This is a genomic window from Peribacillus sp. FSL P2-0133 (genome assembly GCF_037975445.1).
Lineage (GTDB): Bacteria > Bacillota > Bacilli > Bacillales > DSM-1321 > Peribacillus > Peribacillus simplex_E.
Genome location: NZ_CP150254.1, coordinates 3,020,780 through 3,037,615 on the forward strand (window position 1 = coordinate 3,020,780; position 16,836 = coordinate 3,037,615).

General features: G+C 36.5%; 11 protein-coding genes and 3 pseudogenes. 3 read left to right on the plus strand and 11 right to left on the minus strand.

The genetic code is table 11. The annotated features are described in order from the left end of the window. Positions 1-124 precede the first annotated feature (124 nt). The 3 genes and pseudogenes from MKY17_RS14435 to MKY17_RS14445 form a co-directional block, all read right to left on the minus strand. A pseudogene (locus MKY17_RS14435) lies at positions 125-265 on the minus strand (LuxR C-terminal-related transcriptional regulator); the annotation flags it as partial. 307 nt (positions 266-572) lie between these two features. Beyond that, positions 573-3,755, minus strand: a complete 3,183-nt coding sequence (locus tag MKY17_RS14440; RefSeq protein ID WP_339200128.1) for a discoidin domain-containing protein — start codon at positions 3,753-3,755, stop codon at positions 573-575. A gap of 716 nt (positions 3,756-4,471) precedes the next feature. After that, positions 4,472-4,837: pseudogene (locus MKY17_RS14445) on the minus strand (IS4 family transposase); the annotation flags it as partial. A 123-nt stretch (positions 4,838-4,960) separates the two neighbouring features. On the opposite strand from MKY17_RS14445, the gene MKY17_RS14450 reads away from it, so the two are divergent. The 3 genes from MKY17_RS14450 to MKY17_RS14460 all read left to right on the plus strand — a co-directional run bounded on the left by MKY17_RS14450 (position 4,961) and on the right by MKY17_RS14460 (position 8,212). Further along, a complete protein-coding gene (locus MKY17_RS14450; RefSeq protein ID WP_098373782.1) occupies positions 4,961-5,272 on the plus strand; it encodes a metalloregulator ArsR/SmtB family transcription factor in 312 nt (103 codons plus the stop codon). A 351-nt stretch (positions 5,273-5,623) separates the two neighbouring features. Continuing rightward, on the plus strand, positions 5,624-6,799 hold the full coding sequence (locus MKY17_RS14455; RefSeq protein ID WP_098373776.1) for an MFS transporter: 1,176 nt from the start codon (positions 5,624-5,626) through the stop codon (positions 6,797-6,799). Between the two features lie 585 nt (positions 6,800-7,384). After that, positions 7,385-8,212, plus strand: a complete 828-nt coding sequence (locus MKY17_RS14460) for a glycerophosphodiester phosphodiesterase family protein (protein ID WP_098373775.1) — start codon at positions 7,385-7,387, stop codon at positions 8,210-8,212. 411 nt (positions 8,213-8,623) lie between these two features. Here MKY17_RS14460 and MKY17_RS14465 read toward each other — a convergent pair whose 3' ends face one another. The 8 genes and pseudogenes from MKY17_RS14465 to MKY17_RS14500 form a co-directional block, all read right to left on the minus strand. Then, positions 8,624-9,127 (minus strand): hypothetical protein, encoded by a 504-nt coding sequence (locus tag MKY17_RS14465; protein WP_098373774.1) that lies wholly within the window; start codon positions 9,125-9,127, stop codon positions 8,624-8,626. A gap of 738 nt (positions 9,128-9,865) precedes the next feature. Further along, a complete protein-coding gene (locus tag MKY17_RS14470; protein WP_098373772.1) occupies positions 9,866-10,558 on the minus strand; it encodes an LrgB family protein in 693 nt (230 codons plus the stop codon). Next, positions 10,534-10,929, minus strand: a complete 396-nt coding sequence (locus MKY17_RS14475) for a CidA/LrgA family holin-like protein (RefSeq protein WP_098373771.1) — start codon at positions 10,927-10,929, stop codon at positions 10,534-10,536. The genes MKY17_RS14470 and MKY17_RS14475 overlap by 25 nt, the downstream gene beginning before the upstream one ends. A gap of 113 nt (positions 10,930-11,042) precedes the next feature. Further along, complete coding sequence (locus tag MKY17_RS14480; RefSeq protein ID WP_098373770.1) at positions 11,043-11,915, minus strand: LysR family transcriptional regulator; 873 nt, start codon at positions 11,913-11,915, stop codon at positions 11,043-11,045. Positions 11,916-12,801: 886 nt separating this feature from the next. Beyond that, positions 12,802-13,982: pseudogene (locus MKY17_RS14485) on the minus strand (IS110 family transposase). 858 nt (positions 13,983-14,840) lie between these two features. Continuing rightward, positions 14,841-15,932, minus strand: coding sequence for a GerAB/ArcD/ProY family transporter (locus MKY17_RS14490; protein ID WP_339200129.1), 1,092 nt, complete (start codon positions 15,930-15,932; stop codon positions 14,841-14,843). Between the two features lie 303 nt (positions 15,933-16,235). Beyond that, a complete protein-coding gene (locus MKY17_RS14495) occupies positions 16,236-16,481 on the minus strand; it encodes an SDR family oxidoreductase (RefSeq protein ID WP_339200130.1) in 246 nt (81 codons plus the stop codon). Between the two features lie 160 nt (positions 16,482-16,641). After that, complete coding sequence (locus MKY17_RS14500) at positions 16,642-16,773, minus strand: DUF6254 family protein (RefSeq protein WP_220127011.1); 132 nt, start codon at positions 16,771-16,773, stop codon at positions 16,642-16,644. Between the last annotated feature and the right edge of the window lie 63 nt (positions 16,774-16,836).

The window sequence follows — 16,836 nt, forward strand, 5'->3', positions numbered from 1 at the left end:
CTGTTATTGGTTCTATACCTACATAAAACAAAAGTACTATACCAAGAGTGGCATAATAAGGGACAGGACATTTTTTATAAGTGATTTTTAAATAAGAAAACGGAACAAGTTGATTTCGAACGGCTTAAATGACTGCCTGTGAACGGCTTTTTACATTCAGCTTTTTGTAAATCTTATTGATGTGAATTTTGACGGTCTTGTCACTGATTAATAAAGCTTCAGCAATTTCTTTGTTGCTAAGACCTTTGACCAACTCAAACAGTATACAGGGTACAGTTTATATAGGTCTGCCTTTAAAACAAAAAAAACACCTTGTGTTATTCAATTATCTGGCCCGTTTGCTGAACAAAGTTAAACAAGCATACATTTTATATTTGTTCCAAAACTCGTGTTATTTTGCACATCCAACTTTAAAAACCCAGCTACCTTCATATAAGAAGATTAGCTGGGTTTCTTAATTATTTATAGAACTATTCGGAATTAGCTAGTATTGGAAAGTTTTGTTTATTAATCCTCATCAATCTCATCTTCAAATGCAGAATTCAATACAATAAATTCTTTTAAGTTAGAAGCTAATTCTTTACAGTTTTTGATGCAAGGACGCTAATCTCCGCAGCCGATGCCCAGCCGTTAACACCCGCCGTTGCTTCGAGCTTGACATATGATGCATCTGTCGAGTCAAAAATTGCTTCTTTCTCCACATTGTTATTTGACCAACTTCCGCTTGCAACCTTGGTAAAGGTCACTCCATCCGTACTTACATATACATTATAGCTTGTTATATTTCCGTTTAGCCCCGATTGCCTTGGTAAATACGTGACTTTATTGACTTTGTAAGCTCCTCCAAGGTTTAAAGTAATCGATTGAGGGAGAACATCAGATTTATCCCACTTTGTATGCCACAGCGTTTCTGGGTTTCCGTCAATCGCCATGGATGCAGCACTATTTTCACCACTTGTTTCCTGACTTGTCGCCGTTGCCGTCATTTGTGACTGAGGGATCTTATTAACAGTTACTTTAATGCTTGTTGTCAAAGGTACGTTATTTGGATTTGCCACCCCAGTTGGCAAAGTTACAGCTCCATTTACAGTGAAGGTCTGTACAGTCGTTACAGCAGGATCATAGTTTGAAGCATCTACATCCCATGTCACTTTGGCATCGCCACCACCACCATCGGTAACCAAGGATACTATCTTTGGCAATCCAAGGGCGTCTGCTGTCTTCGCCGCTCCGATTGCCACCCCTGTTTTGTCAGCAGGTGCAGTGATGCTCTCTAAATTAACACCTTGAGGCGAAATGTCAATGTCCTGCGACGAACGGTTATACATGGAATCCGCAGCGAATACTCGGAGGGTATATGGAGTAATCGGCGACAAACCTGTAATCTTGTATTCCCTGTGTTCATCGAATGGCTTGTCTAGCGGCAGCGAAAGACTGTTAAACGATTTGTCAACTTCCCCGGTAAGCTTGTTGATAAGCTGAACATTGTATTCCAACACACGCACATTGTCATTGGCTTGCTTCATTGTAAAAGTAAGTTCGTTGTTTTTGAAGGAATTGATCGTAATACCCTCATCAAACTCCGGAGCGATGAGTTCTCTTGTATCGCTTTTGCTATACGTAAAGGCATCTTTGCCTTCGCCAACGTAGACTACAGAAGGTATGCCTACAAATTCTTCTGTGCTTAAATTATAATGTTTGATGATAACTTTTGTACCATAAACCTCTATGAAATTCGAGATGCGAGGTGTGGTATTATAATTGATATATGCACCTTCAATATATCCGCCGGACGGACCGCCATCAATATAACTAGAATAACTCGTCGAACCAGCATCGAAATACGATGCTGCACCTTGATAGAGTGAACGTTCGTCGGTCGGATCGTAATGCGTATGACCTGACAGATAGACTACCTGCGACAAATTATTGTCAGCAATATATTTACCTACATTATTACTTGCCGAGGTGCTCCATCCCGATCCCCAATTGGTTCCGCTGATAGGGAAGTGAGAAGATACAAATATCGGTTTGGTTGGATCGTAGTCCGGTTCTTTTGTAATTTGGTCAAGGAAATTTTTAGCTTTTCCAGACGTGTTGTTGTTGTCATAATTTCCGTCAAAAACCACAAGATTATATCCTTTTATCTTGACCCGATAAGCATCGTTAAAGAAATTGTTATCGTACGATTTCGTAGATTCGTTCCACGCGCCCGCCGAACCGACAGGAATTAATTTTTCGGCGCCGCCCATATCATGGTTGCCTCTTACCAAATAAAGCGCGATATTGTCAAATAAACCTTCATCTTTAAGTTTATTGTGGACTTTTGTCAGCTCATTCATCCATAGATATTCGATAGCATTGTTACCGCCGGTAACGTCGCCAGGAATCAACATTACGTCTGCCTGCGAGAATATTTTCAGGCTTTTTCTGAAATCATCTTCCACGCGCGCGATTGCAGCAGGATTACCACTGATTTCCGTGTCGCTGTTCACAATCATATTTAAATCGGCGGGCGTTGCTGTTTTATTACTTTTTTGATAGATGAAGATGGCATTGGTTAGTTCACGTTCGTAATAATTGATCGTTTCCTGTGTAAATAATTTTTCTTTTTGCGTTGTTGCAACCGTAGTTGCCTTATTCAAAACCTTTTTCAAATAATCAAAATCGGATTCGCTGAAGCCGTTGCCGAGACCGCCTGCTTTGATTGCATTTGCTTCTGATATTGTGTCGTTAAGTGCAGTCAAATCTACTTTGTTTACAGCGTAACTATTATAATTCGCTTGAACTACATCACTGCTTAATACGCCTTTCCAAATCATCAGATCAGCTATATCGAATGAATTACCGCCGAGGTTGCCCAATCCGTCGACACCTATTTTTAATGGGTTCGATGTATCTAAAGTTCCGAGTTTCAGCGTAGTTTCAGCCATTTCGTAACCATCAATATACAACGACGCGAGCATTTTATTTCTGTCTACAACATATGTCACGTAACGCCAATCGGAAGCATTAAACGTATTGCGCCCAAAGGAAATGTTCTTTTCTTTTGCGGTCGGGAATCCTAAATTCATGTTGACCGAATTGGCTGATGTGTAAATCGCCCAGCCTGCGTTAGAGCCGTTACTAAAATCCTTGTTTGATAATATGACCTGATTTTTGTTCGTGTCGCCCTTATACCAGAAGGATAGAGTAAAACTGTCATTACCAAAATTCAAGCTATGCTTCGTACCGACATAATTGCCGTTTCCGCTGTCTAAGTGCAGAGCTTTGGTCCCGGGTAATACACCGTCTACATAACTATAATTTCCTTTCCCTTCCAAGTTCTCTTGATTTGCATCGTCCTTTAAATTATTGTCGAATTTCATCGATGCAATAAGGGGGTTGGCATTTAATACTGCGTTCGTGGGCAATGAAGTTTTACTGGCACCATTTCGCTTTGAAACTACAACGCGCAATTTTTTACCAATATCATTTAACGTTACGGTGTAGCTTTTGGATGTACCACCCGATTTTACATTAATATATTTATCGCTTATACGTGATTCCTGTACTTGCCATTGAAATGTTAGATTTTTGCCCATTGAACCATGATCCATGATTACACTGGCGGTGATCTTTTGACCGTAAACCGGCTGCATATTGTCGATTTTGACGATTTTGTCGCCCGATTTGTTTGCAAGTGCGTCTGCGGTGGTCGATAACATAACGAATATCATCGTTAATACGAGGGAAATGGATAAAATTCTTTTCATTACAGAAAACCTCCATATTTTTAGTATTTTAAGAGCCTGTTCAAAAATCTCGTAAAATTAAGTAAAAAAACAAAAACGCACCTTAGCGAAACTTTGGTGCGGAACTCATTGATTATATCGATCATATCGACGACTCCATTGTGCTGGAGAAGGTCGCCCCGCTTTACAAGGATGGCGGGCATCCTCCCATCGATCGGGATGAGAGGAGATTTTTCGTCACGGAAATCCCCCTTTCGTTTCTAATATTGGAACCTTGATTTTCTCCTTCTGCTGCTCTCATTAAACAAAAATGGTGCTTTTTGGATAGGCTCTTTTTGTATTGTAATGTAAAAATATTATATTTATATTTTCTCAGAGTAAATTTATAGTAAATCTGGCAGGCAACTATCTTTAAATATAGAATAAGGTAAATGTCTACCTACATTATAAAATGCCTCCTACGGCACCACTCCCGTATAGTATTTATAAATAATGTATGAAAATTTCAACTTATATAAAATAATGAGATTATAGATAAAAGTACCTAGTATATTCAAGGAAAACTTAATAGTTCATCAACCAAATATTTTATTTAAGGGGTACCGCCACATGCCCATCAAGCTAAGCTTATGTAAAACCAATTTCAGGTGAGAAGATTCCTATTTTCTAAAGACTAATTGTATATTATTTAAAGAATGGCATACGAAATAAACCCTAACGGGTTTTGTTTTTTTAAATTAAGCTGCATGATTATGAGACATGGAATAATTGTATACGACGCCTAAAATATCAAAGATTGTTTTCTTATCATACCTATGGGATTTTCGCCCGCTTTGCTGTAGGAGGTTGAACAGGCGAATTAGAATCTTTGATAGCTCTTGGGTGTCTTTCTGTATAGCTTGGAATAGAAGAAGAAAATAATCTTTAATCATATATATGGCTTTATATTCACTAAGCTCTCGTTTTTTCTTCATGAGGAGTAATTGCCGCATTTGAAACATGGTAGAAGAACAGAATAGAATGGCAATCAGTTGCCCATACAAATGGCTTTCCAATCGTTCTCGTTTTATCTTTTTACAATGATGAATATGAAAGAATGATTTCCCTATTGAGGCTGCCAAACGACTTGGAAACGAAGAGATAGTCGATTTGTTGAGTACGAATATGTGAGAATAGAAATTTCATCTCCTATTTACAAATCTATAAAAGTAGATATAATTGTTGTTATGGAACCTTCATTAATTTATAAAGCATTATCAAATGATACTAGACGTCAAATCTTATTATGGCTAAAGAATCCAGAAAAGTTTTTTGACGAAAAGCCTTATTTAGAACAAGGAATTAGTTTTCAAGTTGGAGTATGTGTAGGAGATATCCAGCTCAAAACTGGATTAGCCCAATCTGTTGTTTCTAATTATTTATTAACTATGAAAAATGCAGGATTATTAGAATCCGAACGCATTGGGAAATGGACGTATTATCGGCGAAATGAAAAAAAAATACAAGAATTTTCCAATTATGTCCAAAACAAATTATAAAGTGAAACTTGAATCAGTGGGAGTTTTCTTCACCCTCACTGATTCTTAGTCTTCTCGAATTCTGCTTTTACAGGAAGCCGGTTCTCCACCTCACCATTTTGCGAAAGGAACCTTACTGCTCGTTCATGCGAGACAAATAGAAAGGAGGATTTTTTTAAAGATTTCATATCTAATTATATAGATATCTGTTATTGTATGTTTGAATAAACAAGAGAACAATGACATTTTTAGTGATATCCCCTTGCAACAATACCCAACTATTTTTTACGTTAATGAATTGGATCCCTATAAATTTTAAGCATTTATGTATACATACTTTTAAAATCAATATAAGAATGGAGAATTTTATAAATGAAAAAAGTAAACCATCTACTTATTATTATGCTAGCAGTAGGTGTATTTGGAATTATTACAACAGAGATGAGTATTGTCGGCGTATTACCACAAATCACTCAAAAATTTGGAATTTCAACTGCACAAGCCGGATTATTAGTAAGTATATTTGCTCTAGTTGTTGCGATTTCTGGACCATTTTTAATACTGCTCGTATCTGGGATTAATCGTAAAATACTTTTATTAACAGCAATATCTATTTTTGCTATCTCTAATATGATTTACGCTTATACAACACAATTTGAAATTATGCTCATTTTTCGTATTCTACCAGCAGCACTTCACCCACTCTTCTTTTCAATCGCTCTTGTAACTGCTGCTAAACTTGTCCCTCCAGAAAATAGCGGTCAAGCAGTTACAAAAGTTTTTACGGGAATTACTGTTGGATTTGCTTTAGGTGTACCATTGACTTCTTACCTTGCAGAACAGTTTTCATTAGAAATTGCGTTCCTATTTGGAGCATTTGTAAATGCTCTCGCATTTATCGGAATATTGATTTTGCTTCCTTCCATGCCCGTTGAAGAAAAAATGTCTTTTGGCAAGCAAATTCGTATATTGCGTAAATCAGCATTATGGTTAAATATCGCAACTGTTACCTTTCTTTTTGCAGCCATGTTTTCAGTTTACAGTTACTTTGCCGAGTACCTTGCAAAAGTAACAGACATGAATAGCTCTCTCATCAGTATCATGCTATTCATATTTGGTGTCACTATGATTTTAGGTAATCATTTATTTGGAGTTTTTCTGCAAAAAAGTATAGTAAATACCTTAATATTTTTCCCAATTTTATATTCAGTCGTTTATTTATTGGTTTATTATTTAGGGTCTTATCTTGTTCCAATGATTTTTATGGTATTCATTTGGGGAATCGTACATTCCGGCGGTTTAATTGTTGGTCAAACATGGTTAATAAGTGAGGCAAAAGAAGCTCCGGAATTTGGCAATAGCTTATTCGTCTCGTTTTCCAACCTTGGAATTGCTTTAGGAACCTCTATTGGCGGCTCGTTCATTTCTCAATTAGGCATTCACCAGCTTATCTGGAGCGGATTCACATTTACACTGCTTTCGTTTTTATTGATCATCATAAAACTAAAATTTTTCAACTCTAGTAACAAAGCATCGTTATCAAGCTAACATAATCTTATATTCATACGATCATGTAGCTTTGAAATAAAGTTTGATTTAATTAACGCTTTCAATTTTGATATAAGTTCAAATATAAAGAGCATGTTTAGAGATAAAAGATTGATCAAAACATGCTCTTATTTAATATTATTTTTTAATCCTGCGAATTAGCGTGTATTCGTGAGCATTATCTAATAAACTGAGGGAGTTTATTAAGGTTAATCCTTTTTTCGGCAAGCTATCTTCAATTAAACATCATTTCATGTGAACTGAATCATTTCACAACAATGCTTTTTATCTCTAGTAGTCCTACAAGATATCGCCAAACAAGTTGGTATTGTACAGCGATCTAGTTAGTATCAAGCAAACGAACTCATTTCCCTGTTCAATCACCTAGTAGCATTAGGATTTGAATTCTTCAAAGTGAAAAAAAGAAAACTAAATATTATACTAACAAAAGTTGATTATTCCATAACTTAGATAAATCAAAAAGGATCTTAAACATATAAAACCAATACATTATAAACACAATGCTTCAACATTTCTTTTCTATAATTATAGTTGTATACATATTTTAGATTGGAGATGGAGAACATGAACAAAAAATTATTAGCAGGTGCCGGGGTAGCGTTTACGTTGTTATTCAGTCCACTAAGTCAAGCTTTTGCAGCAGAAACAATAGGAGACTTAAGAAAGGTTGATAATGTTGCCCATCGTGGTGCATCGGCATATGCACCTGAAAATACGATTGCTGCTTATGATAAAGCAGTAAAAATGAAGGCAGATTATATTGAAATTGATGTTCAAAGAAGCAAGGATGGAGAATTAGTACTTATCCATGATACGACAGTTGATCGTACAACGGATGGATCTGGAAAAGTTGGTGATTTCACGTTTGAAGAACTAAGAAGCCTAGATGCAGGCAGCTGGAAAGGTGAGCAATTTGCTGGTGAACAAATCCCAACATTTGATGAGATTCTTGATCGTTACCACGGAAAAATTGGAATATTAGTAGAATTAAAGGCTCCAGAGCTATATCCTGGGATTGAAGAAAGTGTAGCTGAAGAATTAAAAAAACGAAATCTTGATAAACCACAAAATGAAAAAATCATTCTACAATCATTTAACCATGAATCAATGGAAAAAATGAATGATCTCGTTCCTAAAGTTCCAATCGGTGTGTTAACATCTTCAAGAGCTGACACAACAGAACAAGCCTTACAGGAATTTTCAACATATGCTGACTATTTTAATCCAAGCTATGGAATTGTTACTAAAGAATTAGTGAATCAAGTTCACTCTCTTGATATGAAAATTGGATCATGGACAGTACGTAGTCAAGAGGCAGCAGATTTCCTATTAGATATGAGAGTTGACGCAATTATTACGGATTATCCAGATTATGTGGATCCAAGAAACTAATATTTTTGTATAATTATTAGAAAAAGGTCGATTTCTACAGGAGATTGATCTTTTTTTGGGGTTGAAACCTTCTTAACGTTGGAAATCCCCATTTTCCGGACGTCAATTATGGAATGTATGACCCTATTTATTTGAATCGAATAGGTAATTATAAGTCTAAATGTAGTTAATTTCGTTGTAGAGCGTTTCTCAGCATCACATTATTTTAAAAAGTAGTGTTTTTGTCTGGTAAAAGGTATGTTTTCACTTTCAGTTAGGTTTGCGATCAGCTTTTATTTTAAACTTTAGAGATCCCAAAATATATATTTGGGCGGCAGCACTACAGACTGATCAGAAAGGAAAAACACCTTTCTGTCATTCTGTACGTGTCGCTTTTTTTCTGTATAGATTTCGAATTCACCATAATAACTATTATGAAGAAGCAGATGCTATTTTTTCTTTAAATGCCTTCATTTTTTCTGTCGTGTCATTAGTTAACTGCTTTATTTTTTCCACATCTGATTGATCCTTTTTTATTTCATCGATGAGTGGATAAAGACTTTCTTCGATGTTTTTATAATCTACAGGGTGCTGTTCCTCTACTTGTTTTTCTATTGAATCCCAACTTTCTTCAAGGTCTTTGCCTGTTGTTTGGATTTGCTCGGTATTTTCAGACTCTGTTTCTATATTGGCCTTTAGTTCCAGCAGTGAAATGATCACTTCTTCGCTACCGCTTGAAAGAAAATCTGGCATGTCTTCACTTGTTGCTGTTGCTTCTTCCACAGTCTGCTTTTCTGGTTGTTCACTGTCTGCTCCGTCTTCTGTTAATTCTGTTTGCTCTTCATTGGCTTTTTCATCGTTAACATTAGAGCTGCAGCCAGCTGTCATTAAAAGCATAAAAATCATCACCACTAAAAAACAACTAAATTTTTTCATTTTAATCCACCTCTGGAAATACTATTTTTATCTTTCATCTGTTCAAAAAAATGAATGGTTTTTGGTGTTCAAGTTTTCTAACTTAAACAACTTTTTTGCTACTTATCAGCGTTCCTGATTCTTTATTTTTGCAAAAGACATTATTTACGCCTTGACCATTTATATCACCGGCCTGCTTATCTTTCACAAAGTAATAAGTGGATGCCCTTTGTACGTTGTTTGCTTTTGTCCGTCATCTCCTATGATTGTTTTAAACTCTTTTTTGTCCAACCATTTAGAGGAGATGATGTTATCTGCATGGAAAGGCGGCCAAATTTCACTACCTTGACCTTTGCAATTACTGACGCTTGAATCACTTTTTGTGAAATAATAAAGTGTCATTCCTTTTTGGTCATTAAATACTTTCCCACTTCGTCTGATTTAGCATTTTAAGCTTGTACTTTTTTGACTCATCCTGAATTATAGTGAAGGAGAAGGTTTTAGGCATATTTCACATCCTTCCATCTATTCAAACGGAACCTTAGCAAAAAGGTATTGCCAGGCCGTTTTCTGCCCTCATCTTATCAAAACGGTCCTATCTCTTTCGTTCATCTAAAGCAACCTATACCATGTGGTTTGAAATCCTGCGAATAAGCGAGTATTCGTGAGCATTATCTATTAAACTGAGGGAGTTCATTAAGAAAAGCGATTCTTATTAAAGAATCGCGCCCTTTAATGTAAGGGGTGGCACCAATTTTCCTACACGTTCAAAGTATGGATAAAAGGTGTTAGGATTAATGCCCAGATGACTGTAAAGATGGCAGTCAGAATGTAGGATACACTGGAGATTGTTCCCGCTTTTTCCCCGATTTTAAACGCTTTTGCAGTCCCAAGTGCCTGTGCACCCAAACCATACATCATGCCAATAGACAATGGATGCTTAATGGAAAAGTGCTTCATTATAGCTGGCCCTATGAAGACACCTACAAAGCATGTCAACATACTAAAAAGAACAGTTATGGCAGGGGTCCCTCCAATGGATTCAGACAAACTGACAGCAATTGGAATGGTGACAATGCGAGGAATAATACTGAGCGTATAATCCTTTCCCATTGCAAGCAGGTAAGTACATAAAATGCCAGAAACAACAGCAATCAAGGAACCGGCTGCAAGACTACATACAATCACGCGCCAATTTTTCGCCAGAAACGACCAGTTTCGATACAATGGAATGGCTAATGCAACGGTTACAACGTCTAACAATTTATTTAGTGGAAAAGTGCCATTAGCATATTCTTTGTATGGTATATCCATTATCAAAAGGAGAACAATGAGCATAACAGGAGTGAGAATGATTGGTGAAAATAACAATCCTGGTTTTTTCCGATTAATCTTTTTCGCCAAAAAATAAAAAAGGACAGTAATAATTACATAAAAGATCTTGGTAACCATTTCCTTGCTTCACCGTCTTTTCTTTCTAAAATCCTATCGGAGATGACACCTGTTGCTATCATCATAAGTGCTGTACCACTAACAACAATGAATAAAATACTTAGGCCTTTGATGCCAAATATCCATGAATATTCCATAAATCCAACGACTGCCGGTATGAAAAATAACATCATCTCGGAAATAATAAGCGTAGCCCCCGCTTGCACCCAATTTAATTTAATCAAGCGTAAATGAAGACCGAAGAGTAATAAAATCATCCCGATAATACTTCCTGGAATAGGTACATGAAGAAGAGAGACAATATAGTCACCGATCCAGGTAAATGCAATAATAACCCCAATTTGCAATAAAATTGTTAAGCCCTTTTTCAAGAGCAACACCTCCGAAATAGAACAATATGTAATATAGATCATTCTACTTGGAGATTCACGATTCGTAAAATATATAAAAGACATCAAAACTATTCCATGAAGTTATAGTTAGGTTATCCTTCCTGAAGATAAGTAATGAACTCCCGAACTGCATAGGAAAGATACTTATTCTTTTTATAAATCAATGCCAATTCCCAATCAACCTGAGGTGAAGTAATAGAAACAATAGAAACCTGATCCTTAAATCGGTTTGCTACCGACTTAGGAACAACAGATATCCCAAATTGTGCCGCTACCATCTCTCCAACGATATCCCATAAGGAACTTTTGTAGACTAAATTGGGTTCAAATCCCGATTGCAAACAGGCCTTCATTACCACATCATGCAGAACATATTCTTCGGTAAAAAGAATAAAGGCTTCCTCCTTTAATTCAGATAAAAGTACTGATTTTCTTTCCGACAGCCAATGATCCCTGTCAACAATGACAACTAGTTCTTCTTTGAATAAGGGGATGGATCCGAACACTTCAGAGTCAACTGGTGATACGGTAATACCCACATCCACTTCCCCTTGTACTACTTTTCGTTCTAATTGTTTCCCGGTAAATTCGACCATTTGCATTTCAATTTGCGGATAACCCTTTTTAAAATCAGCCAGCACGTTCGGAAATAACATTACACCCAAAGTCGGCATTAATCCCATTTTAATGGTTCCCTTTTTTACATGAACGACTTCGTTTACAGAAGAATGGATATCTTCCATCATCTGCAAAATTTTCAATGCTTGATCATAAACAATCTTGCCCGCATCTGTCAGCTCCACTTTTCTCTCCGAACGATCTAGCAACATCACTTGAAGCTCCACTTCCAGGCTTTTTATCATCTTACTAATGGAAGGCTGAGATACATGTAGGCTCTCAGATGCCTTCGTAAAATTCTTTTGTTTGGCTACTTCTACAAAATATTTAAGATGTTGAATATCCATTTTAAAACTCCCCGGTACTATAATTATAATTCCTTCCCGTCATACTTAATGGTTCCATATTTTCATTTCGAACAACCTTCTAATTCATTATATTTTATTGTGTTCGATTCTACATAATTGGGAAGATGATTTTTGGACATCCTTTAACATATTCATTTATTCTTAAAAGTGGTAAATCTCGATATACAATGAAGATTGTATACCTCATTGTTTTTAAAGACCTTCATATTTTTATTGGTGGTCTTTTTATTCTTATTACATAAATGTTCAATTTCCTTATAAAGAGTTATTCCACAAAATGGACCGATTGCTGAACAAAAGTAAAAAAGCAAACATTTCATAAATAAGTTATTATTTGTTCCAAAACTCGTCCTTTTCTGAACACGCTCAAATTCCCGTTGAAATGAATGTTTGTTACTTTAGGTGATAATTCCCACTTTTTTTAAGTGCTATTTTGCACGTATATAATTACTGTTACTTTTCATTTGTTTTGTCGTTTTTTTGTCATAGAAAAAGGCGTATAGAAGGGGTACCGCCAACATTTCGGATTTTGTACGCTAAGCAAATCCCAGCAAAAAAGGCCGTTTCCTGTACGTTAGGAAATGACTTTTTTTATTTCTCTTATAGTGCTAAAGCATCTGTTGAAAAAGAATCAACTGTAACTTTGAAATATAGATTGATCAAAATAGATTCTTTTCTAGTAAACAATTTTTATAAAATAGATTGATTATTTTTAGCGATCCTTGTAGAACTAAACCAGCTAATAGGATGTCAATATCTTTCTCTAATATTTTCATTTCCCTTATGATATACTATTTTTGACCATGCCAAATAACCCTCCAAAACCCTTTTGGAAGGATTTTTCTCTGTTTCACAAAACCGTTAATTAGGCTAAATCTAGGAACGTTTCTTTTCTCTTTAATAAAGCATAAATCCAATTAAGCAACTTATTCATATAGGCAACGATTGACACTTTGGCAGGTTTTCCTTCTGATTTTTTCTTATCATAGAATGCTTTAAGCTTTTTGTTCCTTGAACTTCTTATGCCGCATAGTACGGCAAGATACAGAGAATGACGTAGTCTGCTCGAACCTCTTTTTGTAATACGATTAATGGTCGCCGTAAACTTACCCGATGAGTGAACACTTGGATCTACTCCAGCGAAGGCAACCAGTTTTTTCGGGTGATTAAACCGATCGATTTCACCAATTTCAGAGATAATCGTGGCTGCGATTTTTTCTCCGATACCGGGAATCGATTGGATGATCTTATACTCTTCCAGTTCATTTGCCAGGGCCACTATACGATCTTCCAACTCAGAGAGGTGTCCCTGGTCATACGAAGATTGATTACGTGACTTTGATACACGTTTATTTGAAATGGATTTCGAGACGCGGAGTCCATTATTTTTTTTGCTTTTTCCCATGCCCATTCACCCGATCGGCTAGAACAGAACTCTATAACACTCTTTGCTAGTCTACTTTCTCCGGCTGTTAATACCGCCTCTGAAGTAGGATATTCCTTTAACATCAATAAAGAAACCTTCGAATATAGATCCCCAAAAACCTTCCGGTATTCAGGAAACACTTGATCTAAAATGGTGTGAAACTGAAGTTTAGCTTCCACATACATATTCGTTACGATTTCCTGTTGTCTGGACAAATTCCGAAGGTCTTATAGCTGAATTTCTCTAATTTTATGAGGTTCTAAATCCTCTTTGTAATACAGCACACACAACTGGTACGCATCGATTGCGTCTGTTTTTACCTTTCGTAAACTGGTCTTCTTTGCCTGATAAGAAATAATGGGGTTTAGTAAGATATATAGAATCCCTTGTTCCTCCAAGTATTGAATAACAGGAGTATGGTAATGCCCTGTAGATTCTAAAATGACCATAGGCATCTGCCCTGTCACTTCTTCAACCTCTTTTAAAAAGTCTAAAAAATGATCCAATTCCTCCTTGGTATGCTTCATTGAAAAGCTCTTCCCATACGGTTTAGATTGATCTAAGAATGCCTGAACTTGACTCTCTCCTTTTGCCACATCCAGACCAACAACTGGATTCATTACCTTTACCTCCTCTACTTATTAACCAGTACCCCTAGTCCTCCATGTAGTGTCATAGCTTCGCTTGTTATACGAGATCTACGTCCCAACCAGCCTCAAACATGTTTCTACAAGTAGGGGGCAGACAGTTTACTTCACGGGATCATGTCCCACGCACCCGTACGTCCTACCCTGGCTACTGATATAATAGATTCTATTAAAAAAAGGTCAACCAGTAATTTTTACTGGTCAACCTTATAATACGAAGCACCCGTTAGTTGAACAAAATAACGAACATCTCAACTTTGGCTAAACCATTTACCTAGGCTAATATGAGCTTGATGATATCTATTATGATCTGCCATGTGCCAAATACCCCATTTAATTGTGGCTTCGTTACCATTTTCATATTCAACTTGTTGATTTAACTGTTTATCTGTTAACTGGTAGCATAAAGATTTAATCATGCTTATAACATCGCCATGATCATTTATGAGTACATCCAGGGAAATGCCTTTAAGTTGTGGTAACTGATTGTTTTCAAATCCTCAGTTCCTGTTATGATTTCTACCAATATTATACATTAAATAAACTATATTCAGTTATTGAACTAAACTGCCCTGTTTGCTCCATAAGAAAAGGAGCTGCCAAAGCAACTCCTGTTTAAAGTAATATTATGTTTCACGATATTTTGAAGGTAATTATCACCATTACCGGCGAGGTGGCTTGGCAAACAGTCGGCGGAAAGGGAGCGGATTTCGGAAATTAACTGGAACGTTTTTCAAATGAAATAAAATGCAGGCAAACTCTCTTTTCTTCGAGTTTTGTCTAAGTAATATATTATTAATTCTTTTGCATTTTATATAAATGATAATTGGATCATAAACGGTTCCTCCACTTTTTTATGCTTATTAAAACCAAAAGAAGAGGCAAGTATAAAACAAGGAAGGCCACGCTGTAAGGATTGATTATTTTATTTAATACATATAAGGAATCGACATCGAAAAAGAATATGTTGACGAGTATTATGATTATGGACATTACCCATAAGGGATACTTTTGTTGGACGTTGAATAGGCGCTTGACCCCCCTGCTAGCAGCCCACAAAGGAATGACCATGTTAGTTATAATAACGATGTTCCACCAAGAAACGGTTATGTACTCGAACCGTTGTATAAAGGGCAATTCAATAATACTGGTCAATGAGAGTGTTGGCCAAAGGGTAAGGACCAACTGTTTCTGTGAATAAAAGACTGTCGAAACAAAATAAAGTAATAGGAGCAATAGCGTAGTAGCCAAGGCTCCCCCATGAGCATATTTTTGTGATGTTTCAGGATTTTTGATGAACGGATAAAACATCAGGATCATTTCAAAACCGAGCATTGATAATGATGTACTTCTGGTTCCTTTCATTATTTCGATTAACGTATGATCGAAAATAGGGAGAAAACTGGTGAAATCAGCGTATTTAAAACCATATAGAGGTACAAATAAAAGCCAGTATGAAACAACTACACTTAAAAAGGCAATACCCGTAATGGTTCGGAACCCTCCCGAAATGATGTAATAAATCAGGACCAGGAAAACCAAAGCAAATGCCCAAGAAGGTACCTCTTCAAACATCCAAACATGAATGACATTTATATAGCCGATTATGATCGTCATTCCAAGGGCGAAAAAGTACAGAATGAATAAGAGACTAAAGAAATTCCCAATCCATTTACCCAATGCATGATTATTAGCAGAAATGATATCACCGGGAACAATACTGAAAATCTTATATATAAGCCAAATTAAGATATGAACAATCAGTCCGGCTAGGAGTATGGAGATCCAGCCATCCGTCCCCGTCGCCTTGGCTAAATCTCTTTGAAAGTTCAACACGCCTAATCCTGTTTGCATGGAATGCAGTAAAAAAAACACATAGAATGGCGATACCTTATACTTTTCATTCACACCAGCTTGGTTCATAATGTACCCTCATTTATATCACTCGTATTTCCTATGTTAATAATCTGGCTTTTAAAGGAGTAATTTATTCAAAGGATACAAACGGTAAGTACAGTTCGAACCTCCCTCAATAAACTAATCACAATCTTACGACTGCTCTGGAAGGAAGGTTGCATTCCTATTTTAGTCGGTATACATTTCTACAGTGTATTAGACATAAAAACTAATTCACTATAAATACATAAAAATACAGTGTAAATTCGGGAATTTTCGAATTTACACCGTTAAGTCTTTTTTAAAGAAAATCTTATATAGATTTGAAACTTAGGAAACCATCGTCAACACTACGCTGGCCACTTGCTTCGGCTGGATGAGCTTTTCCCGCATATGCTGTGCAGCTAGAGCATTTTTCACTTCTTCATTGTCACCAAGTATGGACGAATCAATGAATCCTGGAGCAACTCCTACAACTCGGATACCGTGTTCAGCTAACTCTAATGCCCCAGATTTAGACATCATAACCACAGCTGCCTTAGCTGGGTTGTAATTAATACTTCCAAATGCTGCCATTATCCCATGGATTGATGCTGTATTAACGATAGTTCCTTTTCATTTAATTCAACCATTTTTTTAGCATCGGTAACGACAAAGAGAGGTACCCCAAAGGAAGTGACCTCACTATTATGTGGGCCTCTGCCCCTTTGGGATAGCCTCTCATTCTTAAGCAGTTTTACTTATTTTCAGATTCATTTTTGCCCATGCCTTCAGCTAATTGTTCAAATGATTTAACCTTACCATGTGGATTCTGCGATTGTTTACGATCTTTCCATTGGCGTTCTTCTTGTCGCTTAGATTGAGTCATCTAAATAAGCTCCTTTACATAAAGTCTTTTTACTCGGTGCAGTCATCACTTATCATCAGTTCG